Raw genomic sequence first — 22,953 nt, 5'->3', positions numbered from 1 at the left:
GGCCGCGACCGGACCGAGCCCGCCGGGCGCGAAGGCGAGCGCCGCGGCGACCGCCGCCGCCGCGGCGATGGGCAGCGCGAGCCGGCGAGACCTCCCGGCCGCGAGGCGCAATGCGGCGATCACGGCGCCACCTCGAGGCTCACGATCCGGACGCCGATCGCGCCGTCCACGTCCACGAGCTCGCCCCGCCCCAGCGCGCGCTCCCCCGCGCGCAGGGTCACGATCCCGCGCCGGTCGAGCGCGAGCGGCAGGGTGGCTCCCGGCTCCAGCCGGGCGAGCTCGGCGAGGGTAATCTCCACCCGGGCGAGCTCGACCTCGAGCACCACCGGGAGCTGCGCCATCCGATCCGTCATGTCGATCTCCTCCACGTGAAAGGCTCCATCCTCGAGACGTCCCGCGAGCCGCGCGCCGCCCGGGAGCACCAGGGCCCTGGGCTCCGCCGTGCCGTCGAGCACCACGACGTCCCCGGTCGCGAGCGCGGCGAGCTCCTCGCGCCCGAGCGCGGCCTCGCCGCCGCGCAGCGAGGCCACCATCCGCAGCCCCGCGGCGGCGCCGTCCCAGGCCGGCGCACCGCGCAGCGCGCGGAGCGCGGCGGGCGGCAGCAGCAGCCGCGCGCGCCCGGAGACGTGTCCGGCGGTGACCGTGAGCTCGATGGCCAGCGCCGCGGCGGGCTCCGACGCGGCGCGGCCCAGGCGCGGCGCCAGCGCCTCCTCGACCCCCGAGACCTCGCAGGCCCCCTCGAGCGCCGCGAGCGCGAAGAGCTCCAGCGCCGCGGCCTCGACGCCGGTGAGCGTCGTCGCGCCGTACGTCTCGCCGATCCCCCCAGCGAGCCGGTCGACGAGCGCGACGACGAGAGCGGGCTCGACCTCGAGGGCGGCCGTCCCCGGGAGCGCGGGGAGGTCGAGGCCCACGCGCGCGACGCCGCCGCGCGGGAGCGCACGGCCGGGGACCGCTCGCGCGCCGACGGCGATATCGAAGCCGAGGAGGGACCCGAGCGTCCGCGCCGCCGCCGTGGCGACCTCCGCGCCGAGGGCGCGCGCGGCGACGGTCAGCTCGGCGTGACCGCGTGAGACGGACGGCAGCTCGAACGGAAAGGGCATGGACCGCGGACAGTCCACGGCCCATGCCAGCGCGAGCTGGCGCGGAATCACGGCGTTTTCCGCCCTCCGGCCGGCCGCGGCGGACCGCGGCCCGAACGGGCGGGTCGAGTCGCGGACCGCTCAGAGGCAGCCGAGACGCTCCCGGCAGAGCCTCGCCAGCGCAGGGGCGGCCGTCGGCGCGGGCAGGCCCCGCCGGACCGCGCGCAGGATCTCGGCGACGCGCGGACGCTCCGCCGGAGCGGGCGGGGTGGGCGCGCCGCGGTGAGCGGCTGCGAGCGCGGCCGCGAGCGCCGCGAGCCGCTCGGCCCGCGAGCCCGGCGCGAGCCGCTCCGCGTGGGCGCGCACCTCCCGGAGGTCGGCGGAGCCGAGCCGGGCGAGCAGGGCGGCGGCGCGCTGGGGCGCGAAGGCGGCCGCGAGGGACGCGAGGAGACGGTCCGCCGGGTTCACGGGGCTCCTCCGCCCCGGAGCCGTCCGGAGACGGCGACGCCGGCGAGCGCCGCACCGCCGAGCCCCGCCAGCGCGGCGAGCCCGAGGAGCAGCGGTGAGCGACGGGCCGGGGGCGCCGGGGGCGCAGGTGCCTCGGCGCCGGGCGCGATCACCACCGAGATGGCCGACGGCTCGAGCCCGTCGGCCGCGCCCGCGACGAGCGCGCGGATCCCGGGCTCCAGGGCTCGCACCGAGGCGCAGGCCGCAGGCCGGCACTTGACGAGGACCGCACCCCGCGGCGGTGGGCGCTCGCCGGGGCGTAGAGGATCGGGCTGCGGCAGGCCGAGGTGGACCCGCGCCTCGACGACGCCGTCGATGCTCTCCACGCTGCGCGAGAGCTCACCCGAGAGCGCGTGCAGGTACAGCGCGTGCTCCTCCGTCGCGGTCGGGACCATCGAGCCCTTGCCGAACACCTCGCCGAACCCCGCCGGGCGCGGCCTCGGCAGCTCCCGCTCGGCGAGGATCCGGTGGGCCCGCGCCGCGTCGCGCCCGCTCACGGAGACGGTCCACCGCCCCTCCGAGCCTTCCTCGCGCGCCTTCGTCGCGGACAGCCCGCCCTCGTCCAGTGCGACGAGGATCTCGTTCGCCTGGGCCTCCTCCAGGCCGTGCAAGAGCTCGTCGTCCCCGCAGCCGGCGAGGAGCGTGGCGAGGGCGAGGAGCGGGAGCGCACGTCGCATGGAGATCTCCTTCAGACCTGGGTGTTGAGGGCCTGCTTCACGGACTGGGCGCCCTGCTCGACGAGCTTCGAGGCGAGATCGACGGTCTGGACCACGCGGTATGCCTCGGCCTGCAGGCCGAGGAGCTCCTGGGCGCTGAAGGTCCTGCCCTGCCGCGCCGCGGCGAGGACGCCCTCGAGGCGCCGCTGCGCGCGCTCCACGCCCTCGAGCGCGGCGAGCGCCGGGCTCGGTCGCGGGGGTGGGGCGCTCGCCGCGGGCGCCCGCGGCTCTAGCAGCGTGGAGAAGCTCGGCTTGTCGGGCCTGACCGGCGCGGGCCGGATGGCCGCGCCGGCAGCGCCCACGGGCGCGATGGGCATGGCGGCCTCAGTGGATGTTGTTGATCGCCGACTTCGCGCTGTCGTGCTTCACCTTCATGACGTTCGAGAGCGCGGCGAACTCGCGGCTCTCGCGCTGCATGTTCTCCTGCAGCTGCAGGTACTGGAGGTTGAAGCTCTGGGACTGCTGCTGCAGGGCGCGCGTCGCGGCGACGATGTCCCCCTCGGCGCCGGCGGTCTCCGCGACGTGCGCCCCGCCGGTGGCGCCACCGCTCGCGAGCGTGCCGGCCGCGGAGCGCAGGGCCCCGGAGACGACGGTGCCGCCGGGCACGAACGGCGCGGCGAGCTCGACCGACGCGGCGACCCCGCGGGCCGCGCTGGCCGCGGCGGTGCGGAGGGCCGCGCCGAAGCGGTCCGGCTCGGTCTTGCGCTCGGTGGTGTTCGCGACGTGGATGGACGGGATCGGGTTCATGGGGTGGCCTCCTGGCAGGGCGGTGAGCAACCGGCGTGCCGCGCCGCATCTCCTGCGAGCGCTCGCCCTTGCGGCGCGCGGGGAGGGACGCAGCACGGCCCCTCGCGGCCGGCGCGCGGACGCGGCCGTGGTAGGGTCGCCCGCGTGTCGCGCGAGTACCTTCGCCGCCTGAGCGATCAGATCGTCCACGCCCAGCGCCCGATCCGCGTCCTCCGCGCCATCAACTGGTCGGCGCAGGTCCACGAGCGGTTCTTCCGGCACGGCGCGAAGGAGCTGCCGCGTCCCGAGTACCCGGCGCTCGGCTTCGTCCCCGCGGACAAGGTGAGGGAGCTCCGCGCCCTCCGCAGGCAGATCCGCGGCAAGAACCCGGTCGAGGACCTGCTGCGGAAGAAGTGCGACGAGTTCATCGCGCTCGCGCAGATGCTCGCCGCTCGCGGGACGCGGCGCTTCTACGAGATCTCGCGCCGCGTCTACGGCGACCCGCGCGATCGCTTCCCCGACCACAACGTCGACAACCTCGCCATCGCGCGCATGTGGGCGTCGCGGCCGCGGGCGCGCGACGAGCAGCAGATCTACTCGGCCGAGGAGGCCGCGAAACGCATCGTCGAGCTCTGCACCCCGCTCCTCGGTGGCAACGTGTCCGCGGTCGTGACCTCCCGGCTCACCGCGAACGCGGCGGCGGGCGCGACGCGCATCACGCTCAGGACGGGCGCCCGGTTCTCGGAGCGGCAGGTCCACGCGCTCGCCCACCACGAGGGGCTGTGGCACGTGCTCACCTCGCTGAACGGCTTCCGCCAGCCGGTGCTCACGGTGCTCGGGGTGGGGCTCCCCCGGTTCACCGAGTCGCAGGAGGGAGGCGGCATCGTCGCGGAGTTCCTCACCGGGCACATCACCGACGAGCGCTACATCGAGCTCGGCGAGCGGACCATCGCGATCGACATGGCCGCGCGGGGGGCCGACTTCCTCGAGGTGTACCGCTACCTGCTCGCGCGCTTCCCGCCCGAGAAGGCGGCGCTCATGAGCGAGCGCGTGTTCCGCGGCGGGATCCTCGAGGGCGGCGCCCCGTTCACCAAGGACGCGGCCTACCAGCGCGGCTACTGCCGGACCTTCAACTTCCTCCGCGCCGCGCTCGAGCAGCGCGACGTGGAGCTCGTGCGCGCGTTCCTCGCGGGGAAGATGAGCGTGGACGACGCCGAGCTCGTCCGTGACCTCGCGGAGGACGGGCTGTGCGTCGGGCCCGTCTTCCTGCCGGAGTGGTTCATCGACATCGATCGCCTGAACGCGCTCGCGACCCACAGCGTCACCATGAACCGGTTCAGCCTGCCGAGCGTTTCGCGCTACTACGCGGCGCGGCGGAAGGAGGGGCGGCCCGCGGTGGAGCTCGCCCCGCCGCTCCGGGAGGACAGCGAGGAGCGCGCAGGGACGGTGGGCGAGGACGAGGGGGACCAGGGGGAGTAGCGGCGCGCGGGGCGGCCCGCAGTGCAGGGTGCCAGTGCGGGTCGAGGTGGCCCCAGCGCGATTCGACGCACGGTGACGATTCGCTCGACGTGCGGCAGCGCTCTGCTACGCTGCGCGTGAATGGACCTCCTCATGCGCCGACTCGCCGTCCCCTTGTTCCTGGCCGCTCTGCTGACACCCACCCTCTCCCTCGCCGAGGGTGCCTCGCCAGCGGAGTGGTCGCTCGGCGGCGGTCTCAGCTGGACGCTCGTCGGCAACCCGATCTCGGCGATCCTCCTGCCCTCGGGCGCGTACGTGACGTCGATCGACGCCTCGATCCCGAGCGTCAACGCCTCCCTCGAGCGGCGCGCCGGCGAGCGCACCTGGATCGTCCTCGGCCTCGCGGGGGGCGGGGACCGGCGTGAGATGGATCCGCCGTCCGGCTCGACCTATTCGCCCACGGACCAGACCGTCACGGGCGCGTTCGCCTCGGTCGGCGTGCGCCGCGTCCTGACCCCTGGCGATGCCCCCGTCGACTTCTCGATCGTCGGGGCGATCGAGGGCGGCTTCGTGCGCGCGAGCGAGACGACGCCCTCGCCGGCCGGGGGCGACCTCGAGGAGACCTACCGGTCCCGGCTCGTCGGCGTCAGCGGCGGGATCGCGCTCGACCGCACGCTCACCGGCTCGCTGTCGCTCCGCATCGCGACGCCCCTCGTCACCGCCTCCTACGCGAGCGTGAGCAGCACCGCGACCGGCCAGGCGGACCGCAACGGGAGCGCGCTGGGCGCCCACGTCGTCCTCGCGCCGCGGCTCGAGCTCCGGATCGCGTTCTAGCGAGCGCCGCGCCGGGCGGCGCTCCGGGCGGGGTTCCGCTCAGCTCACGGTCGCGCCGAAGAGCCGCCCGACCGCGTAGGTGACGCCCGCCGCGACCGCGGCGAGGCCGACCATGCGCGCCGCGGAGCGGAAGACGCTCGTGCCGGACAGGAACCCGAGCAGCCCGCCCACCGCGGCGAGGAGCCCGCCGGCGAGCGCGGAGGCGATCGCCACCGCGGGCGTGCCGGTGGTGAAGAGGAAGGGCAGCACCGGGACGAGCGCGCCCAGCGAGAAGAGGACGAACGACGCGACGGCGGCGTGCATGGGGGAGCCGAGGTCCTCGGGGTCGAGCCCCAGCTCCTCGCGGACGAGGGTGTCGGCGGCGCTGTCGGGGTTCTTGAGGAGCTCGGCGGCGGTGCGGCTCGCCTGCTCCGTGGAGAGCCCCTTCTGCTTGAAGATGAGGGTGAGCTCCGCGGCCTCCTCCTCCGGCGCCTCGACGATCTCGCGCTTCTCCAGCTCCACCTGACGGAGGAGCAGGTCGCGCTGGCTCGCGACGGAGGTGAACTCGCCGGCCGCCATCGAGAAGGCGCCGGCGAGGAGCCCGGCGAACCCGGTGATCACCACCGTGCCGGGCGCGACGCCGGCGCCGGCGACGCCGAGGATGAGCGAGAGGTTCGAGACGAGCCCGTCGTTCATGCCGAACACGGCCGCGCGGAGCGACCCGGCGCTGCGTCCGGCGCGGTGCCAGCGCTCGCGCGAGGCGATGATCTCCCGCGCGTCCGTGGGGGCGCCCTCGCTCATGCCCACGAGCGCCTGGCGGTGCGCGCGCTCCTCCTCGGCGATGGCGCGTGCCTCTCCACCCTGGCGATCGTACTTGTCCGCGTCGCCCGCCTCCGTCTCCAGGACCATCGGCACCACGGCCGCGGAGCCGAGGCGCCGCGCCAGCCAGACGAGCGCGCGGACGCGCGAGCTCGGCCGGTCCGGCGGGACCGCGACCCCCTCGCGCTCGAGCTTCCGGAGCCAGAGCTCGGCGTGCCGCCGCTCCGCGATCGCGAGCTCGCGGAAGCTCTGGGCGCGGGCGGGGTCCTTCTCGTGGCGCGCGAGCCCCTCGTACAGGGCGGCGCCGTCGCGCTCGTCGAGCAGGTTCTGGAGCCAGAGATCGGTGCGCGGGGCCGTCATGGGGCCGGAATGTAGCAGGGCCGTGGTCCCCCGGGCCCGGAAGGCTCGCCACGGACGGGGCGGGTGGTCTATAGAAATGGACCCCCGGAGAACGCGCCGTGCAGAAGCTCGATACCCGTGAACCGTCGTTCGCCGAAGCGTGGGCGCGCGTCTGCGCGCGCGGCTCGGACGAGGACGAGGCCCCCGTCCGCGAGGCGGCGCTGGCCATCGTGCAGGACGTCCGCGCCCGCGGCGACGCCGCGCTGCTCGAGTACACCCGGCGCTTCGACGGCTGGGAGCCGGGCGGACCGGAGGGGCTCGTCCTCGGCAAGGACGCGTTCCGGGCGGCGTTCGAGGGGCTGCCGGCGGACGGGAGGCGGGCGCTCAAGCTCGCGGCGGGCCGGATCGCGGACTTCCACCGGCGCGAGCGCGACGCGGAGGTGCCGGCGCGCCGCGACGCCATCGGCGCGACGCTCGCGCAGGTCGTCCGGCCGCTCGCGCGCGCCGGGCTCTACGTGCCCGGCGGCACCGCGCGCTACCCGTCCTCCGTGCTCATGACCGCCATCCCGGCGAGGGTCGCCGGTGTGCGCGACGTCTACGTCTGCTCGCCCGGCGTGAAGGGGACCGGGGAGATGGACGCCTGGACGCTCGCCGCGTGCCACGTCGCCGGCGTCTCGCGCCTGTACCGGGTCGGCGGCGCCCAGGCCGTCGCGGCGATGGCGTACGGGACCGCGTCGATGCCGGCCGTCGACAAGATCTGCGGGCCGGGCAACGCCTACGTGGCGGCGGCGAAGCGGCTCGTGTTCGGCCAGGTCGACATCGACATGATCGCCGGACCGAGCGAGATCCTGGTCCTCGCCGACGCCGCGGCCGATCCCGCCGAGGTGGCGAGCGACCTCATCGCCCAGGCCGAGCACGACGCGCGGGCGGTGTCGGTCCTCGTCACCCCCTCGGCGCGGCTCGCCGAGGCGACGCTCGCGGAGCTCACCCGGCAGCTCGCCGATCTGCCGCGCCGGGAGATCGCGCGGCGGTCGCTCGACGACCGCGGCGCCGCCGTGGTGACGAAGGATCTCGCCGAGGCGGTGCGGCTCGCCGACGCGTTCGCGCCGGAGCACCTCGCCCTGCACGCGCGGAACGCCCCGGCGCTCGTCTCGAAGCTCTCGCGCGCGGGCGCGGTGTTCGTCGGGACGAGCACGCCCGAGGCCGTGGGCGACTACCTCGCCGGCCCGAGCCACGTGCTGCCCACCGCCGGGACGGCCCGGTTCGCCTCGCCGCTCTCGGTCGCGACGTTCCGCCGCCGCATGAGCGTCCTCGAGCTCTCGCCGCGCGCGCTCGCGAAGGTCGCGCCCGCGGTGGAGGCGCTCGCCAGGGCCGAGGGCCTCGAGGGCCACTGGCGCGCGGTGGCGGTGCGGGTCGGGAAGCAGGCGGCCCCGGCGGCGCGCGAGCGCGCCACGCGGCGGACGGCGAAGCGGCCCGCGGGCGCCGCGAAGCGGGGTTCCCGCGCGGCGGCGGGGAGGAGGACGCGGTGAGGCGCTCGGGGGGACGGAGCGGCGCGGCGAGCGCGCGGCGCGGCCAGGTGGCGCGCAAGACGAAGGAGACGGACGTCGCGGTCGAGCTCTCCCTCGCGCCGGGCGAGTCGAGCATCGCCACGGGGCTGCCGTTCTTCGATCACATGCTCGACCAGATCGCGCGCCACGGCGGGATGACGCTCGCGATCCGGGCGAAGGGCGATCTCGAGGTGGACGCGCACCACACCGTCGAGGACGTCGGCATCGGGCTCGGCGAGGCGCTGCGGCAGGCGACCGCCGACAAGGCGGGCCTCGCCCGCTACGGCCACGCGGTGGTCCCGCTCGACGAGGCGCTCGCCGAGGTGGTGGTGGATCTCTCCGGCCGGCCGCACCTCACGTTCAACGCGAAGCTCCCCTCCGGGAAGAAGTTCATCGGCGGCTACGACGTGGACCTGACGCAGGACTTCCTCCAGGCGCTCGTGAACCACGCCCGCATCTGCCTGCACGTGAACGTGCGCTACGGGCGGAACCTGCACCACGTGGTGGAGGCGATCTTCAAGGCGACCGCGCGCGCGCTCCGGGCTGCGACCGCTCGCGAGGGAACTGCGCTCCCGTCCACGAAGGGGCTGCTGTGAGCAAGCCGCCCGGGACGATCGCCCTCGTCGACTACGGCGCGGGGAACCTGCGCTCGGTGGAGAACGCGCTGCGCGAGGTCGGCGCGGAGGTCGTCGTGACGCGCGATCCGGACTTGGTCCGGCGCGCGGATCGGGTCGTCGTGCCGGGGCAGGGCTCGATGCCGGAGTGCGCCGCGGCGATGCAGCAGAGTGGGGTCGCCGACGCGCTGCGCGAGGCGATCGGCCGGGGCGCGCCGGTGCTCGGCATCTGCGTGGGGCTGCAGCTCTTGTTCGAGGAGGGCGAGGAGGCGGGCGGGGCGAAGGGGCTCGGCATCATCCCGGGCCGCATCCGGCGCCTGCCGGAGGGCGTGAAGCTGCCGCACATCGGCTGGTCGCCGGTGCGCCTCGTGGGCGCGCGCCCGGCGATCTTCGCGCCCATGGACGGCGCCTACGTCTACTTCGCCCACTCCTACGCGGCCCCGGCCGACGCCCCCGGCGTCGCCCTCGTCGCCACGCACGGCACGACCTACTGCGCGGCGCTCGCGCGCGAGAACCTCTTCGCCGTCCAGTTCCACCCCGAGAAGAGCCAGAAGGTCGGGCTCGCGCTGCTCGAGCGGTTCGTCTCGATCTAGGAGCCCGCCATGCTCGTCATCCCCGCGATCGACCTCATGGACGGCGAGGCCGTCCGGCTCGAGAAGGGCGACTTCGCGACGAAGACGGTCTACGCCCGGCGGCCCGCCGACAAGGCGGCGGAGTTCGCGAGCGCCGGGGCGACGCTCCTCCACGTCGTGGATCTCGACGGCGCGAAGGCCGGCTGGCCGGTCAACCTCGACGCGGTGCGCGCCATCTGCGAGGTGCCGGGGCTCGAGGTGGAGCTCGGCGGCGGCCTCCGGTCGCTCCCCGACATCGAGAAGGTGCTCGCGCTCGGCGTCCGCTACGTGGTGCTCGGGACCGCGGCGGTCGAGCGGCTCGGGCTCGTCGAGCAGGCCTGCCAGCGGTTCCCGGGCAGGGTGCGCACCGGGATCGACGCCCGGAACGGCGAGGTGAAGATCGCCGGCTGGCTCGAGGGGACGGGGCTCTCCGCGGTGGACGTCGCGCGCCGCGTGAAGGCGGCGGGGGTCGGCCTCGTGGAGTACACCGACGTCGCGCGGGACGGGATGTTCACCGGCGTCGACGCGGCCGGCGCGGCGCGCATCCAGGCGGAGGCAGGGATCCCGGTGGTCGCCTCGGGCGGCGTCGCGAGCCTCGCGGACGTCGAGGCGTGCCGCGCGGCCGGCCTCGCGGGCGTCATCGTCGGCAAGGCGCTCTACGAGCGCCGCATCGATCTCGCGGCGGCGATCGCCGCGGCGGTCTCCTAGGATCCGGACATGCCCGCGAAGCGCATCATCCCCTGCCTCGACGTGAAGGGCGGCCGCGTCGTGAAGGGCGTCAAGTTCGAGAACCTCCGCGACGCCGGCGACCCGGTCGAGGCGGCGCAGCGCTACGACGCGCAGGGCGCCGACGAGGTCACCTACCTCGACATCGCCGCCACCCAGGAGAACCGCGGGACGCTGCTCGACCTCGTCACCCGCACCGCCGCGCGCGTGTTCGCGCCGCTCACCGTCGGCGGCGGCGTGCGGAGCGAGGAGGAGTTCGTCGCGCTCCTCCACGCCGGGGCGGACAAGGTCTCCGTGAACTCGGCGGCGGTGAAGGACCCGTCGCTCGTCGACCGGCTGTCGCGCATCGCGGGCGCGCAGGCGCTCGTGGTCGCCATCGACGTGAAGCGCCGGCCCCACACCTCGCCGCAGGAGTGGGAGGTCTACGTGGCGGGCGGGAGCCGTCCGACCGGGCTCGAGGGCGTCGCCTGGGCGCGCGAGGTCGCGCGGCGCGGGGCGGGAGAGCTGCTCCTCACCAGCATGGACCGGGACGGGACGCGGGCGGGCTACGACCTCGAGCTCCTCGAGCGCGTGTGCGAGGCGGTGACCATCCCGGTGATCGCCTCCGGGGGCGTCGGCACCCTCGAGCACCTCGCCGAGGGTTTGCGGATCGCCGACGCCGCGCTCGCCGCGTCGATCTTCCACGACGGGCAGCACACCGTGCAGGAAGCCAAGGCGTACCTGCGCGAGCGCGGCATCGAGGTGCGTCCGTGACGCGGCCCGTGGCGCCCGTCGCGGACCCGGCCGCGCTCGAGGCGCTCCTCGGGCGGGTGAAGTTCGACGATCGCGGGCTCGTGCCGGTGGTCGCTCAGGAGGAGGACGGGACGGTCCTCATGGTCGCCTGGGCGAACCGCGAGGCGCTGCTCGCCACGGCTCGCACCGGGCGGGCGACGTACTGGTCTCGAAGCCGGCAGTCCATCTGGGTGAAGGGCGACACGAGCGGCCACGTGCAGGAGACCCGGTCGATGGCGCTCGACTGCGACGGGGACACCGTCCTCTACGTGGTCCGGCAGACCGGGCCCGCGTGCCACACCGGCGCCCGGAGCTGCTTCTCGGAGATACTGGAGATCCCATGGCAGACGAACGCTTCCTCGCCCAGCTCTGGGCGACCATCGAGTCGCGCAAGGCCGACCTCGGCGCGACCGAGAGCTACACCCGGCAGCTCCTCTCGAACCCGTCCCGCATCCGCCGGAAGATCATCGAGGAAGCGTACGAGGTGAACGAGGCCCACCAGGCGCTCGAGGCCGGCCGGGACACGAAGGACCACGTCGCCCATGAGGCGGCCGATCTGCTGTATCACCTCTACGTGCTCCTCTCGGCGGCGGACGTGACGCCTGCGGAGGTGTACGCGGTGCTCGAGCGGCGCCACGGCGGGCCTCGCCGGCAGAAGGCCGGCGGGGGCGGAACCCCTTGACAGGGGTGAGGATTTCGTCTAATAGCCGCCCCTCAGCCGCACGGAGGGCCGGGCGTCCGAGGGTGCCCGGCTCGTTTTGCGTTTCGGCGGTAAACCCGAGATCGAAGTAAACAGAGAGCGGAGACGAACTGGATGACCGGCGTGCGCGTCAAGGACGGCGAGTCCTTCGAGAATGCGATGAAGCGCTTCAAGAAGCAGTGCGAGAAGGCGGGGATCCTCTCGGAGATCCGCAAGCGCGAGCACTACGAGAAGCCGTCCGTGAAGCGCAAGAAGAAGGCCCTCGCCGCCAAGAAGCGCGCGATGAAGAAGATGCGCAAGACCTTCTAGTCGCTCGGGAGGGGTCGACGATGGCGCTCAAGGAGACGCTCGACGCGGACATGAAGGCCGCGATGCGGGACAAGGACGCGCCGAAGCTCAGCGTGATCCGGATGCTGAAGAGCGCCATCAAGTACCGCGAGATCGAGGTGATGAAGCCGCTCGACGACGCGGGCGTGCTGGCCGTCATCGCCACCGAGATCAAGCGGCGCCGCGACTCGGTCGAGCAGTACCGCGCCGGCAACCGCGCGGACCTCGCGGACAAGGAGGAGGCCGAGATCCTCGTCCTCCAGGGCTACCTGCCCGCACAGCTCGGCGAGGACGAGCTGCGCGCGAAGGTGGACGCCGCGATCCAGAAGACGGGGGCGCAGGGGCCGAAGGACATGGGGGCGGTGATGAAGGCCCTCCTGCCGGAGGTCCAGGGGCGGGCGGAGGGGAAGACGGTCAGCGACATGGTGAAGGCGCGCCTCGCCGCGAAGTAGCGCTCACGTTCCGCCGGGTGCGCGGACGGGCGCGCATCCGCATCGAAGAGGATGCTCCTGATCCCCGAGGCGCTCATCGAGCAGGTCCGGGATCGCGTCGACGTCGTGGCGGTGATCGGCCGCCACGTGGAGCTCAAGAGGTCCGGACGGACGTGGAAGGGCTGCTGCGTCTTCCACGGGGAGCGCACGCCGAGCTTCCACGTCTACCCGGAGGACAAGCACTTCAAGTGCTATGGCTGTGGCGCGTACGGCGACGTGTTCTCTTTCTTGCAGCGGCTCGAGGGCAAGGAGTTCCCCGAGGTGGTGAAGGCGCTCGCGCAGGAGGTGGGCGTCGAGATCCCCGAGGCGGCGGAGGAGGACAGCGCCGAGGCCCGGCGGCGCCGCAAGGAGCGCAACGAGGTGCTCGCGGCGTGCGACGCGGCCGCTCGCTACTGGGCTGCGCGCCTGCAGAGCCGGTTCGGCGCGCAGGCGCGGCGCTACCTCGAGGAGCGCGGCATCGGCGAGGAGGCGATCCGGCGGTTCCGGATCGGGATCTCCGCGGACGGCTGGGGCGACCTCGTGCCGCGGGTCGCGGAGAAGGGCATCGGCCCCGACGCGCTCCTGCGCGCCGGGCTGCTCGTCGAGAAGGAGAAGGGTGGGGCCTACGACCGGTTCCGCAACCGCCTCATGTTCCCCATCGCCGGCATGGACGGGCAGGTCATCGGCTTCGGCGGCCGCGTCATGCCCGGCGAGGCCTCCGACAAGGCCGGGGCGAAGTACATCAACACGCCGGAGACCCCCCTCTACAAGAAGTCGAAGGTCCTCTACGGGCTGGAGCTCGCGCGCGAGAGCATCCGCAAGACGCGCACCGCCGTGCTGGTCGAGGGCTACTTCGACGTGATCGGGCTCCACCAGGCGGGGATCGCGAACGCGGTGGCGGTCTGCGGCACGGCGCTGACGGCGGAGCACGTCGAGCTGCTCGGTCGGTGCGACTGCCGCGAGGTGACGATCCTCTTCGACGGCGACGTCGCCGGCCTCGCCGCCCCCGCCAAGGCGGCGGCGGCGCTCTTCCCGGCGGGCGTCTCGGGCAAGGTCGCCCTCCTGCCGTCGCAGGGCGGCAAGACCGATCCGGACGAGTACGCGCGCGCCCACGGGCGGGCGGGGATGGAGGCGCTGCTCGCCAAGGCGACGCCGCTCTCCGAGCACCTCATCGACAGGGCCGTCGAGCGGGCGTGCGGGGGCGCCCCGCGGGACGCCGCCCTGGAGGCGAAGCTCGCCGCCGTCCGCGAGCTCACGCCATTCGTGCGGATGATGCCGGAGGGTCTCGCGCGTTCTGTCTTCGAGGACGCGATCGCGAAGCGGCTCGACCTCGACCTGGGCGCGCTCCGGGCCGAGCTCGAGGGGGAGCAGCCGAGGAGGCAAGCGCCCGCCCGCCCGGAAGCGGCGCCCGTGCCGCCGAGGCCCCCCGCGAGGACGGCCCCGACGAGCCGGGTGAAGCTGCTCCTTCCGGGGCCCGCCGCCGACGCCCTGGGGCTGCTGGTGGCGTTTCCGGCCGAGCTGGCCGGTGTCGCGGAGGAGGAGGGGCTGCCCGGGCTCATGCCCCCAGGGCCCCTCGCCGAGCTCGCGCGGGATCTCATCCGCGAGCCGATGCCGCTCGACGCGGCGCTGGCGCGTGTGCGCGCAGCGGGGGACGAGGACGCGTTCCGGCGCGTCCGGGACATCGTCGGGCCGGCGCGGCCTCCGGTGGAGGGCGCCGTGACCGAGCTGCGGAAGGCGGCGGTGAAATCGAAGCTGGAGCGGCTGGGGTTGGAGATGGGTGAGGCGGAGAAGCGGGTCGCCAGGGCGGGGAGCGCCTCCGTCGACGACCTCTCGACCCGCTACCAGCGGCTCGTCAACCAGAAGCGGGACCTGCAGCGCCGGCTGCAGTCGCTGGAGCGCAGCGGATGAAACGCAAGCTGCGGAGCATTCTAGGGAAGTTCGCCGGGCTCGCCCGCCCCAGGCACGTTAAGGAAGCGCCACCTCGAGCAGCCGAGCCGTTGAAGGAGCCGAAGCACATGACCACGAAGGCCGCGAAGAAGCCGCTCAAGAAGGCTGTCGCCCGTACGAAGGCGAAGCCGTCGCCGCGGGAGAAGGAGCGGCTCGCGAAGGCCGTGAAGGCCAAGCCCGCCGCGAAGCCGGCGGCGAAGGCTGCCCGTCCCCCGGCGAAGGCCGAGAAGGCGGCGCACGCGCGCAAGGCCGAGAAGGCGGCGCCCCCGCAGCGGGCCGACAAGGTCGCGGCGCGCCCCCCCGAGAAGGCGGAGAAGGCCGAGAAGGCCCCGAAGAAGAAGCTCGACGCGGCCGCGGCCGTCGAGGCCGGCCCCGCGCCCAAGACCAAGGGGCCGAAGCTCCGGAAGGCCGCGGTGCCGTTCGACGAGGCGGAGGCCGACGGGCTGGAGGAGGGCGAGGAGGCCGAGGCCGCCGCCGACGACGACGACCTCGACGAGGATCTGCCGCAGGACGACATGAGCGACATCACCGAGCGGTCCGAGGTGAAGGCGCTCATGGCGCGCGGCCGCGAGAAGGGCTTCCTCACCTACGACGAGGTGAACGACGCCCTCCCGTCCGACATCGGCTCCGAGCAGATCGACGACGTCATGTCGATGTTCGGCGAGCACGACATCGAGGTCGTGGACGGCGCCGAGAAGAAGATGAAGCTCCCCGACAAGCCGCCGGAGCCCGAGGGCAAGGCGGAGGTCGAGGAGGAGAAGGATCCGGACGAGGACGCCGGCTACGGCAAGTCGAACGACCCGGTCCGCATGTACCTGCGGAAGATGGGGTCGGTGTCGCTCCTCACGCGCGAGGGCGAGGTCGAGATCGCGAAGCGCATCGAGGAGGGCGAGAAGGAGATCCTCGCCGCGGTGCTCTCGTCGAGCATCGCGATCCGCGAGATCCTCGAGCTGGGCGAGCGGCTGCGCAAGGGCAAGATCCGGGTCCGCGAGATCATCAAGGACGCGGGCGACGAGCAGCAGGCCGAGCGCGAGGAGGAGAGCGAGGAGGAGTCGCTCGAGGCGGAGGTCGAGGGCGGCGCCGAGGTCGAGGGCGACGAGGTCGCCGCCGACCCCGTCGCCGAGGGCGCGCCGGTCGAGGGCGCCGAGCCGGAGCGCCCGAAGATCCCGAAGGAGGAGGAGCGCAAGGTCGAGCACGTGCTGAAGCACATCGACCTCATCCGCAAGCTCGAGGGCGACGTCGCGAAGGTGAAGGAGACGCTCGCGACGAAGAAGCTGTCCGAGCCGAAGCGCAAGGAGCTCCGCACCGAGATCAAGGCGATCGAGGGCGAGATGATGGAGCACCTCGAGGCGATCCAGCTCAACAAGAAGCAGATCGACCGGATCGTCCTGCGCCTCAAGGGCTTCATCAAGCGCGTGGAGGAGGCGGAGCGCGAGCTCGCCGACTGCGAGCGCGCGACGTCCGTGCCGGTGCGCGAGCTCCGGCGCCTGCTGCGCGAGGCCCGCGAGGACGAGGGCGCGCGCAAGAAGCTCGCGAAGAAGCTCGCCTGCTCGGCGGAGGAGGTCGAGGAGCTCGACCGCACCGTGCGCTCGGCCTACCGCAAGATGCTGCGCGTGCAGGAGGAGGCGGAGGTCCCGGTGGACGAGCTCCGCCGCACCTACCGCACGATCAGCGACGGCGAGCACAAGGCGGAGCGCGCGAAGACCGAGCTCGTCGAGGCGAACCTGCGCCTCGTCGTGTCGATCGCGAAGAAGTACACGAACCGCGGCCTGCAGTTCCTGGATCTCATCCAGGAGGGCAACATCGGCCTCATGAAGGCGGTCGACAAGTTCGAGTACAAGCGCGGCTACAAGTTCTCGACCTACGCGACGTGGTGGATCCGCCAGGCGATCACGCGCGCCATCGCCGACCAGGCGCGGACGATCCGCATCCCGGTCCACATGATCGAGACGATCAACAAGCTCATCCGGACGAGCCGCTACCTCGTGCAGGAGCTCGGCCGCGAGCCGACGCCCGAGGAGATCGCGGAGAAGATGGAGCTCCCGCTCGACAAGGTCCGCAAGGTCCTCAAGATCGCGAAGGAGCCCATCAGCCTGGAGACGCCGATCGGCGAGGAGGAGGACAGCCACCTCGGGGACTTCATCGAGGACAAGTCGCTCGTCTCGCCGTCCGACGCGGTCATCAACATGAACCTGGCCGAGCAGACTCGGAAGGTGCTCGCCACGCTGACGCCGCGCGAGGAGAAGGTCCTGCGCATGCGCTTCGGCATCGGCGAGAAGAGCGATCACACGCTCGAGGAGGTCGGTCAGGACTTCGAGGTGACCCGCGAGCGCATCCGCCAGATCGAGGCGAAGGCGCTCCGGAAGCTGCGTCACCCGAGCCGCTCCAAGCGGCTGAAGAGCTTCGTGGAGAACTAGGTCGTCGTGATGTGGTAGACGGTGCCTGCTGGGACCCTGGGCCCATAGCTCAACGGTCAGAGCGGTCGGCTCATAACCGATTCGATCCAGGTTCGAATCCTGGTGGGCCCATCATTCGAGGGAGCGAGAGCCTTGTCGTTGCGTGAGAAGCTGAAGGCGCTGGAAGAGCTGCAGCAGATCGATCTCGAATCCAACGAGGTCCGGGGAGCGCTCGGCGCCATCCCCGCGAAGAGGACGGCCGTGGAGGCGGCGATCGTCGAGGCCCGCAAGGCCTACGACGACGAGAAGCTGCGCCTCGAGGGCAACGAGCGCGAGCGGCGCCAGCTCGACAGCCTCCTCGGGATGGAGCGCGACAAGGTCAAGAAGTGGGAGGGCCGGCTCGGCGAGATCAAGACGCCCCGCGAGTACGCCGCGCTGTCCCGCGAGATCGACATCGCGAAGAAGTCGAACGAGACGCAGAGCGATCACGTGAAGGAGCTCACCGCCCAGGCGGGCGAGATCCGCAAGACGCTCGACGCGAAGGCGGACGCGCTCTCCGAGCGTGAGCTCGCGGCGCAGGGCGAGCTGCAGGAGCTCGACCAGCACACCGCGGCCGCCGAGGAGAAGCTCCGCGAGCTCGACGCGCGCCGCGCCGAGGCCGCGAAGAAGGTCGACCCGGGCCTCCTCGCGAAGTACGAGAACATCAAGCGGCGCCGGGCGGGCGTCGCGGTCGCGCCGGTGGTCGGCATGACGTGCAAGGGCTGCCACCGGAACATCCCCCCGCAGCTCGCCATCACGCTGCAGCGGGCGAACTCGATCGAGACCTGCCCCAACTGCCACCGCATCATCTACTCGGCCGACGCGGTGAACCCGCCGGCGCCGTCGCCGGCCTAGGGCGCCCCGTGGCGAAGTCCGTCCTGGCCGAGCTCCTCCGCTTCATCGCCGCGAACGAGCAGCTCCCCCGGACGCTCCAGCGCTACTCGGGGTACGACCGCGACACCCTCGGCAAGCTCATCGACGCCGCCGCCGATCGCATCGAGGAGGCGGAGAAGGCGCGAGAGGCCGCCGCCCCCGGCGGCTCGAAGGGCATCAAGGTCCGCAAGCAGACCGACGTCGAGAAGGCGGCGGCCCGCTCCGCCGCGGAGCTCGACGAGGCGATGGACCTCTCGAAGGCGGAGCGCGAGCAGCGCCGCCGCGAGCGCGCCGCTCAGGCGGAGCGCGAGGCGGCCCAGGCCGCGGCGGCCGTGGTCGAGGAGCGCGAGAAGCGCACCCGGCTCTTCACCGACGGCGCGGCGCGCGGCAACCCCGGCCCGGCCGGCGCCGGCGCCGTGATCGTGAGCCCCGACGGGCACATCGTCGCGAAGGTCGGCAAGTTCCTCGGCGAGTCCACGAACAACGTCGCCGAGTACATGGGGCTCATCCTCGGGCTCCGGCGCGCGAAGGCGATGGGCATCAAGGAGCTCGAGGTGTTCGCCGACTCCGAGCTGCTCGTGAAGCAGCTCGCCGGCGACTACGCCGTGAAGGCCGAGCACCTGAAGCCGCTCCACGACGAGGCGCAGGCGCTCCTCAAGGGCTTCAGCTGGATCCAGGTCCGCCACATCCCGCGCGAGGAGAACGGGCAGGCGGACGCGATGTCGAATCGCGCCATCGACGAGCGGCTGTAGCCGCTGCGGTGCACCCTCCCGCCCCCACGGCGGCGGCCTCGCGCGCCCCTGACGTCAGGAGGGCCGGCGGCCCTTCGCGAGCTCCTTCGCGGTCACGCCGGCCGCGACGAGGATGGGGTCGTACACCGGAGCGAGCGGGGGTGCGTAGGCGAGATCGAGCTGCTCCAGGTCGGAGACCGTCATCCGGGCGGTGAGCGCCGTCGCGAGCACGTCGACGCGGCCCGTGACGCCCTCGGCGCCGACCAGCTGGGCCCCCAGCAGCCGCCCGGACCCGCGCTCCGCGACGAGCACCGTGGTGAGCGTGCTCGCGCCGGGGTAGGCGTGACCGCGGCTGCGGTGCGTCGAGGTGGCGGTGACGAAGTCGAGGCCCGAGCGGCTCGCGTCCGCGGGGCCGAGCCCGGTCCGCCCCACCTCCAGCCCGAAGACCTTGAACGCAGCGCTCCCGACGATCCCGCCGAACCGCTCGTCCGCGCCGGCGGCGTTCGCGCCGGCCACCTTGCCCTGCTTGTTCGCGGTCGTCCCGAGCGGGATCCACGCGGGGCGGGCGGTGACGAGGTGCCGCGCCTCCGCGCAGTCGCCCGCCGCCCACACCGCGGGCGCGCTCGTCCGTTGCGCGTCGTCGACGGCGATCGCGCCGCTCGCGCCGAGGACGATCCCCGCCGCCTGCGCGAGCGCGGTGTTCGGGCGCACGCCGACGGAGACGAGCACGAGCTCGGCCGGGAACGCGCCGCGATCGGTCGCCACGACGAGGCCTCGGCCCTCGCGCCGGATCTCCTGGACCGCGAGGCCGGTGTGGGCCTCGACCCCGTGCCGCCCGAGCTCGGCCGCGACCTCGTCCACCAGCGGGCGGGCGAAGCCGGGCAGCAGCTCTTCGAGCTTCTCGAGCACCGTGACCTCGAGGCCCCGCGCGCGCAGCGCCTCCGCCATCTCCATGCCGACGTACCCGGCGCCGACGATCACCGCGCGCCGCGGCGCGGCCTCCGCGAGGAAGCGCTTCATCGCGGCGCCGTCGGTGAGCTCGCGCAGCACGAACACGCCGGGGAGCTCCATCCCCGGCAGCGGCGGCCGGACGGCGCGCGCACCGGTCGCGATCACGAGCGCGTCGTAGTGGAGCTCGTAGGGGCGACCGGACGCGAGGTCGCGCCCGTGCACGACGCGGCGCTCCACGTCGATCCCGGTCGCCGCGTGCCCGGTGCGGACGTCGATCCCGCGCTCGCGGCGGAAGCGCTCCGGCGTGATCACCACGAGGTCCTCGATCGGCCGGGACGGGTCGAGGAGGTTGTAGGGCATGCCGCACGCGCCGTAGGAGACGTGGGGTCCGCGCTCGAGCACCACGACCTCCGCCTCCGGCGCGCGGCGCTTCGCCTGGCTCGCGGCGCTCATGCCCGCCGCGACGCCGCCGATGACCACGATTCGTGCCATGGCCCCTCCCCCGTGCGAGCCAGCCGGCACGCGCGCCGGTTCGCCGGGAGGGCGAGCCTCGCCCGGATGGCGGCCGCGGATGGCGGCCGCCGAACCCGCCCGCGACGGCGCGGCTCTCATGGCGGCATGAAGCTCCCCTGGTGGTTTCCCTTCGGGCGCGTCCCGGAGATCGCGGCGCACGAGCTGAACGACCGGATCTCGAAGAAGCCTGCGCCGCACCTCCTCGACGTCCGCTCGGCGGCGGAGTTCGCGGCGGGGCACATCCGCGGAGCCGTGAACGTCCCCATCACGGCGCTCGTCTCGGGGCTGGAGGCGCTCGCGCTGGATCGCGCGCGCCCCGTCGTCGCGATCTGCCTGTCCGCGCACCGCAGCCCGCCCGCGGTCCGCCTGCTGCGAGAGCGCGGCTTCGACGCCGTACAGCTCGCGGGCGGCATGCTGGCGTGGCGCGCGGCGCGGCTGCCCGAGTCCCGCCGCTGACGCCCGAGCGGCCTAATGAAGCGCGCTCGGCGGCGGGCGTACGAGCCGGGAGAGCCCGTGCATCGCCTCGACGGTGGCGAGCAGCTCGAGCGCGAGCCGCGCGCACGGGGGACAGCGGGCGACGTGGAGCCTGACGCGGACCAGGACGGCAGGATCGCGCTCTCCGTCGATCAGCTCGGAGAGCCGTTCTGAGAGCTCGTCGCAGCGCAGCGGGGCGAGCGTGCCGGAGAGCATGGCGGGCACCTCCCGTGACTCGCCACGTACGAGCCCCGCGCCGCGGCCTGGAGCCAGGCCCTGCGGGGGCTAAACGGCCGATCATGATTCGCTAACAGGCGAGCGAAGCGAGCCCGCCGGGGCGGCGCCGCCGGGGGGGGGGAACCCCCCCCGGCCCGGGACCGGGCCCGCGGCGTCGCACGGGACCCGGCGAGCCGGGGTGGGGCCCCGACGAGCTTCGCTCGGCGGGGCGGGGGCGCAGCCCCCGTTAAAGTGCCCGCTCGTGCTTGGGCGCGTCCCTCACTGCCCGGGCGGACTCCTCGGCCCGCTGCGTCTTGAGCTTCTTCATCCGCTTGCGGATGAGCTCGCGCTTCAGGCTCGAGAGGTGGTCCACGAACAGCGTGCCCTGGAGGTGGTCGGTCTCGTGCTGGAGCGCGATGGCGAGCAGGTCGTCGGCCTCGAGCTCGAACGGCTTGCCGTGGTAGTCGAGCGCTCGCACCCAGACCTTCGCGGCGCGGTCGACGTCCTCGGCCTCGCCGGGGATCGACAGGCACCCCTCGGTCCAGGTCGTCTCCCCCTCGTAGCGGACGATCTCCGGGTTCACGAGGTGGAGGAGCTTCTGCCCTTCCTGCCGCGGCGAGGTGTCGATGACGATGACGCGCTTCAGCACCGCGATCTGCGGCGCGGCGAGGCCGACGCCGTCGGCGGCGTACATGGTCTCGGCCATGTCGTCGAGCAGGCGGCGGATGGAGTCGTCCACCCGATCGACGGGCTTCGCGACCTCCTTGAGGATCGGGTCGGGCCAGATGACGATTTCACGCACCATGAGGTCAGGTCACTCCAACGAGTCCGGCCGCTTTCTTAATCCATGCGCGGGCCGGCCGCACCTCCCCGGCGCTCATTCACCCAGGCCGCCGAGGTACTCCGCGCGGAGCCGGTCGTCTGCGAGCACCTCGCGGGCGTCCGTGACGACGCCCTGGATCTCGTCGAGGACGGCGGGGAGGCCCTCTCCGCGCAGGCCCGCGTGCCGCGCGGCGTCGAGCTCGGCGGACAGGCGTTCGGCCGCCTCCCGGACCTCGTGCGGGGTGCACAGGCGGCCGAGCCCGAGGATGGTGAAGTAGTCGGCGCGTCGCACCTGATCGAGCTTCTCGCGGATCCGCGCCACGTCGATGGCCGCCGTGGCCGCGGCCACGGGGCGGCCCCCCTGCAGCACCCGGACGCGCAGCACCTCCACGAGGACGAGGGCGGCGAGGACCTGGCGGGTCGAGAGCGCGTCGAGCGGGCTCGCCGCGACGATCTCGTCGAGCGTCCGGAGGCCGTCGGCGAGCGAGACGGCGCGCCGCTCCTCCGGCGAGAGGCCGAGGTCCGCGACCGCGGGCGCGCCCTCGGCGGGGACGAGGAGGGTGCCCGGGCCACCGAGCACCTCGTCGACGCGCGCGGCGAGCCAGCGGCGCCTAACGCCCTCGACGGCGAGCGCGAGCGGGCCGCGCTCGAGGGCGATGCGCTCCTCGGGCGGCACGTGCGCCGCGGCCCAGCGGAACCGCGCCTCCGGCTCGGCGAAGACGCCGAACACGACCTCCTCGACGCGGCGGCGCACGAGCGAGGTGAGCTCCGTCGGCTTCAGGAACCCGCGCTCGAGCAGGAGCAGCGCCGCCCGGCGCGAGGGAAGCGCCGCGGCGGCGGCCGCGATCTGGCGGTGCTGGTCGCGCGTGAGGAGGCCGAAGCGGAGCGCCAGCTCCTCGATGCGGTCGGACGGATCGCCGCTCGTCGCGCCGACGACGCGGCCCTCCTCGAGATGGATCGAGCGCGACGCCTCGCCCTGGACGTCGATGCGGCCGCTCGCCTTCGTGCGCGCCGCGAGCGCGAGGAGCCGCGGGGCGGGCAGGTCGGCGAGGGTCCCGCTGCGGAGCTCGGCCGGCGGCGGGGGAAGCCGGGGGGTGGCGGCGTCGGGCTCGGGCGGATCCAGGAACTCCGGGGGCGCGGCCGCAGGCGCGTCGGCGGGCTCGCGGCCGCGCAGGGCGGCCACGCGCCGCCGCGCCGCGTCGTCGGACGGCGACGTGGCGGGGGCGGCGCGGAACGGGGCCAGAGCCTCGTCGGGGAACGGGAACGCCTCCGGCTCGCGGGCGGCCTCCTCGGCGATCCGGCGGAGCTCCTCCTCCGCGTCCTCCCTGCGCCGCGCCTCCTCGGCGCTGCGCCGGCGCAGGTCCTCCATCTCGGTGCGAGCGCTCTCGATCGCGCGGCGCAGCGTCTCTTCCTCCGCCTCGCGCCTGCGCGCCGCCTCCTCGGCCTCGGCGCGCGCCTCCTCGTCCGCGATGCGCCGGAGCTCCTCCGCGGCCTGCTCCTCGGCGGCGGCGCGCGCGATGACGCTCTGGATGCGCTGCTCCGCGGCGCGTCGCTCCTCCTCGAGCTGCACCCGGAGCCGCTCGAGCTCGCCCTCGAGCCGCCGGCGAGCGTCCGCCTCGCTCGCCGCCTTCTCCTCCGCGTCTCGCGCGCGGCGGGCCTCCTGGTCCGCCTCCCGGCGCGCGCGCTCCTCGGCGTCCCGGCGCTCCGTCTCGGCGCGGCGGGCGGCCTCCGCGGCCGCGCGCTCCTCGGCGTCGCGCCGCTCGGCGTC

The 22,953-nt window shown here is 74.1% G+C and carries 25 protein-coding genes, 1 tRNA gene and 1 pseudogene; 17 read left to right on the top strand and 10 right to left on the bottom strand.

The annotated features are described in order from the left end of the window. Positions 1 to 119: 119 nt before the first annotated feature. The 5 genes from MNY60_RS19110 to MNY60_RS19090 form a co-directional block, all read right to left on the bottom strand. Positions 120 to 1,100, bottom strand: a complete 981-nt coding sequence (locus tag MNY60_RS19110; protein ID WP_242356213.1) for a FliM/FliN family flagellar motor switch protein — start codon at positions 1,098 to 1,100, stop codon at positions 120 to 122. Positions 1,101 to 1,220: 120 nt separating this feature from the next. Then, on the bottom strand, positions 1,221 to 1,547 hold the full coding sequence (locus tag MNY60_RS19105) for a hypothetical protein (RefSeq protein ID WP_242356211.1): 327 nt from the start codon (positions 1,545 to 1,547) through the stop codon (positions 1,221 to 1,223). After that, positions 1,544 to 2,263 carry a secretion protein gene (locus tag MNY60_RS19100; protein WP_242340350.1) on the bottom strand — a complete coding sequence of 240 codons (720 nt, stop codon included), beginning with the start codon at positions 2,261 to 2,263 and terminating at the stop codon, positions 1,544 to 1,546. The genes MNY60_RS19105 and MNY60_RS19100 overlap by 4 nt, the downstream gene beginning before the upstream one ends. An 11-nt stretch (positions 2,264 to 2,274) precedes the next feature. Beyond that, complete coding sequence (locus tag MNY60_RS19095) at positions 2,275 to 2,619, bottom strand: hypothetical protein (RefSeq protein WP_242340349.1); 345 nt, start codon at positions 2,617 to 2,619, stop codon at positions 2,275 to 2,277. A gap of 7 nt (positions 2,620 to 2,626) precedes the next feature. Next, entirely contained in the window at positions 2,627 to 3,049 is a 423-nt protein-coding gene (locus tag MNY60_RS19090; RefSeq protein WP_242340348.1) for a hypothetical protein, read from the bottom strand. Positions 3,050 to 3,193: 144 nt separating this feature from the next. On the opposite strand from MNY60_RS19090, the gene MNY60_RS19085 reads away from it, so the two are divergent. Both MNY60_RS19085 and MNY60_RS19080 read left to right on the top strand, forming a co-directional pair. Then, a complete protein-coding gene (locus tag MNY60_RS19085; protein ID WP_242361460.1) occupies positions 3,194 to 4,507 on the top strand; it encodes a flavohemoglobin expression-modulating QEGLA motif protein in 1,314 nt (437 codons plus the stop codon). Positions 4,508 to 4,639: 132 nt separating this feature from the next. Next, positions 4,640 to 5,320 carry a hypothetical protein gene (locus MNY60_RS19080; protein WP_242340346.1) on the top strand — a complete coding sequence of 227 codons (681 nt, stop codon included), beginning with the start codon at positions 4,640 to 4,642 and terminating at the stop codon, positions 5,318 to 5,320. A 39-nt stretch (positions 5,321 to 5,359) separates the two neighbouring features. Here the strand turns inward: MNY60_RS19080 and MNY60_RS19075 are convergent, their stop codons facing one another. Beyond that, positions 5,360 to 6,478: a VIT1/CCC1 family protein gene (locus tag MNY60_RS19075; RefSeq protein ID WP_242340345.1), complete on the bottom strand. Its 1,119-nt coding sequence runs from the start codon at positions 6,476 to 6,478 to the stop codon at positions 5,360 to 5,362. Positions 6,479 to 6,576: 98 nt separating this feature from the next. Here MNY60_RS19075 and hisD point away from each other — a divergent pair, with 98 nt between their 5' ends. From hisD to MNY60_RS19005, 14 genes and pseudogenes are all read left to right on the top strand, one after another. Then, positions 6,577 to 7,986, top strand: coding sequence for a histidinol dehydrogenase (gene hisD / locus MNY60_RS19070; protein WP_242340344.1), 1,410 nt, complete (start codon positions 6,577 to 6,579; stop codon positions 7,984 to 7,986). Next, positions 7,983 to 8,600 (top strand): imidazoleglycerol-phosphate dehydratase HisB, encoded by a 618-nt coding sequence (gene hisB, locus MNY60_RS19065; protein ID WP_242340343.1) that lies wholly within the window; start codon positions 7,983 to 7,985, stop codon positions 8,598 to 8,600. The genes hisD and hisB overlap by 4 nt, the downstream gene beginning before the upstream one ends. Then, positions 8,597 to 9,211: an imidazole glycerol phosphate synthase subunit HisH gene (gene hisH, locus MNY60_RS19060; RefSeq protein ID WP_242356206.1), complete on the top strand. Its 615-nt coding sequence runs from the start codon at positions 8,597 to 8,599 to the stop codon at positions 9,209 to 9,211. Before hisB ends, hisH begins: the two co-directional genes overlap by 4 nt. A gap of 9 nt (positions 9,212 to 9,220) precedes the next feature. Then, positions 9,221 to 9,937 carry a 1-(5-phosphoribosyl)-5-[(5-phosphoribosylamino)methylideneamino]imidazole-4-carboxamide isomerase gene (gene hisA, locus MNY60_RS19055; protein ID WP_242340341.1) on the top strand — a complete coding sequence of 239 codons (717 nt, stop codon included), beginning with the start codon at positions 9,221 to 9,223 and terminating at the stop codon, positions 9,935 to 9,937. 9 nt (positions 9,938 to 9,946) lie between these two features. Continuing rightward, positions 9,947 to 10,708, top strand: a complete 762-nt coding sequence (hisF, locus tag MNY60_RS19050; RefSeq protein WP_242340340.1) for an imidazole glycerol phosphate synthase subunit HisF — start codon at positions 9,947 to 9,949, stop codon at positions 10,706 to 10,708. Then, a pseudogene (locus tag MNY60_RS19045) lies at positions 10,705 to 11,013 on the top strand (phosphoribosyl-AMP cyclohydrolase); the annotation flags it as partial. The gene hisF and the pseudogene MNY60_RS19045, both read left to right, overlap by 4 nt. A 53-nt stretch (positions 11,014 to 11,066) precedes the next feature. After that, on the top strand, positions 11,067 to 11,408 hold the full coding sequence (gene hisE / locus MNY60_RS19040; protein ID WP_242340339.1) for a phosphoribosyl-ATP diphosphatase: 342 nt from the start codon (positions 11,067 to 11,069) through the stop codon (positions 11,406 to 11,408). 132 nt (positions 11,409 to 11,540) lie between these two features. Continuing rightward, a complete protein-coding gene (rpsU, locus tag MNY60_RS19035) occupies positions 11,541 to 11,735 on the top strand; it encodes a 30S ribosomal protein S21 (RefSeq protein WP_242340338.1) in 195 nt (64 codons plus the stop codon). A gap of 20 nt (positions 11,736 to 11,755) precedes the next feature. After that, a complete protein-coding gene (locus MNY60_RS19030) occupies positions 11,756 to 12,205 on the top strand; it encodes a GatB/YqeY domain-containing protein (RefSeq protein WP_242340337.1) in 450 nt (149 codons plus the stop codon). A 51-nt stretch (positions 12,206 to 12,256) separates the two neighbouring features. Then, a complete protein-coding gene (gene dnaG / locus MNY60_RS19025; protein ID WP_242340336.1) occupies positions 12,257 to 14,131 on the top strand; it encodes a DNA primase in 1,875 nt (624 codons plus the stop codon). Next, positions 14,128 to 16,587, top strand: coding sequence for an RNA polymerase sigma factor RpoD (rpoD, locus tag MNY60_RS19020; protein ID WP_242340335.1), 2,460 nt, complete (start codon positions 14,128 to 14,130; stop codon positions 16,585 to 16,587). The genes dnaG and rpoD overlap by 4 nt, the downstream gene beginning before the upstream one ends. 38 nt (positions 16,588 to 16,625) lie before the next feature. Further along, positions 16,626 to 16,698 (top strand) — tRNA-Ile (locus MNY60_RS19015). Positions 16,699 to 16,725: 27 nt separating this feature from the next. After that, positions 16,726 to 17,460 (top strand): zinc ribbon domain-containing protein, encoded by a 735-nt coding sequence (locus MNY60_RS19010; protein ID WP_242361457.1) that lies wholly within the window; start codon positions 16,726 to 16,728, stop codon positions 17,458 to 17,460. Between the two features lie 8 nt (positions 17,461 to 17,468). After that, positions 17,469 to 18,230 (top strand): ribonuclease HI family protein, encoded by a 762-nt coding sequence (locus MNY60_RS19005; protein WP_242340333.1) that lies wholly within the window; start codon positions 17,469 to 17,471, stop codon positions 18,228 to 18,230. Positions 18,231 to 18,284: 54 nt separating this feature from the next. On the opposite strand, the gene MNY60_RS19000 is transcribed toward MNY60_RS19005, so the two are convergent. Continuing rightward, on the bottom strand, positions 18,285 to 19,652 hold the full coding sequence (locus tag MNY60_RS19000) for an FAD-dependent oxidoreductase (RefSeq protein ID WP_242340332.1): 1,368 nt from the start codon (positions 19,650 to 19,652) through the stop codon (positions 18,285 to 18,287). A 126-nt stretch (positions 19,653 to 19,778) separates the two neighbouring features. On the opposite strand from MNY60_RS19000, the gene MNY60_RS18995 reads away from it, so the two are divergent. After that, positions 19,779 to 20,129 (top strand): rhodanese-like domain-containing protein, encoded by a 351-nt coding sequence (locus MNY60_RS18995; RefSeq protein ID WP_255821495.1) that lies wholly within the window; start codon positions 19,779 to 19,781, stop codon positions 20,127 to 20,129. Between the two features lie 12 nt (positions 20,130 to 20,141). Here MNY60_RS18995 and MNY60_RS18990 read toward each other — a convergent pair whose 3' ends face one another. The 3 genes from MNY60_RS18990 to MNY60_RS18980 form a co-directional block, all read right to left on the bottom strand. Beyond that, positions 20,142 to 20,363 carry an anti-sigma factor gene (locus tag MNY60_RS18990; protein WP_242340331.1) on the bottom strand — a complete coding sequence of 74 codons (222 nt, stop codon included), beginning with the start codon at positions 20,361 to 20,363 and terminating at the stop codon, positions 20,142 to 20,144. Positions 20,364 to 20,610: 247 nt separating this feature from the next. After that, positions 20,611 to 21,168, bottom strand: a complete 558-nt coding sequence (gene def / locus MNY60_RS18985) for a peptide deformylase (RefSeq protein WP_242340330.1) — start codon at positions 21,166 to 21,168, stop codon at positions 20,611 to 20,613. A gap of 72 nt (positions 21,169 to 21,240) precedes the next feature. Continuing rightward, on the bottom strand, positions 21,241 to 22,953 hold a 1,713-nt coding region (locus MNY60_RS18980; RefSeq protein WP_242361454.1), incomplete at its 5' end, for a DUF4388 domain-containing protein.

Source organism: Anaeromyxobacter sp. SG17 (assembly GCF_022690695.1).
Classification (GTDB): Bacteria; Myxococcota; Myxococcia; order Myxococcales; family Anaeromyxobacteraceae; genus Anaeromyxobacter; species Anaeromyxobacter soli.
Note: the sequence above shows the minus strand (reverse complement) of the source record. Positions and strands in the feature narration are given on the sequence as shown.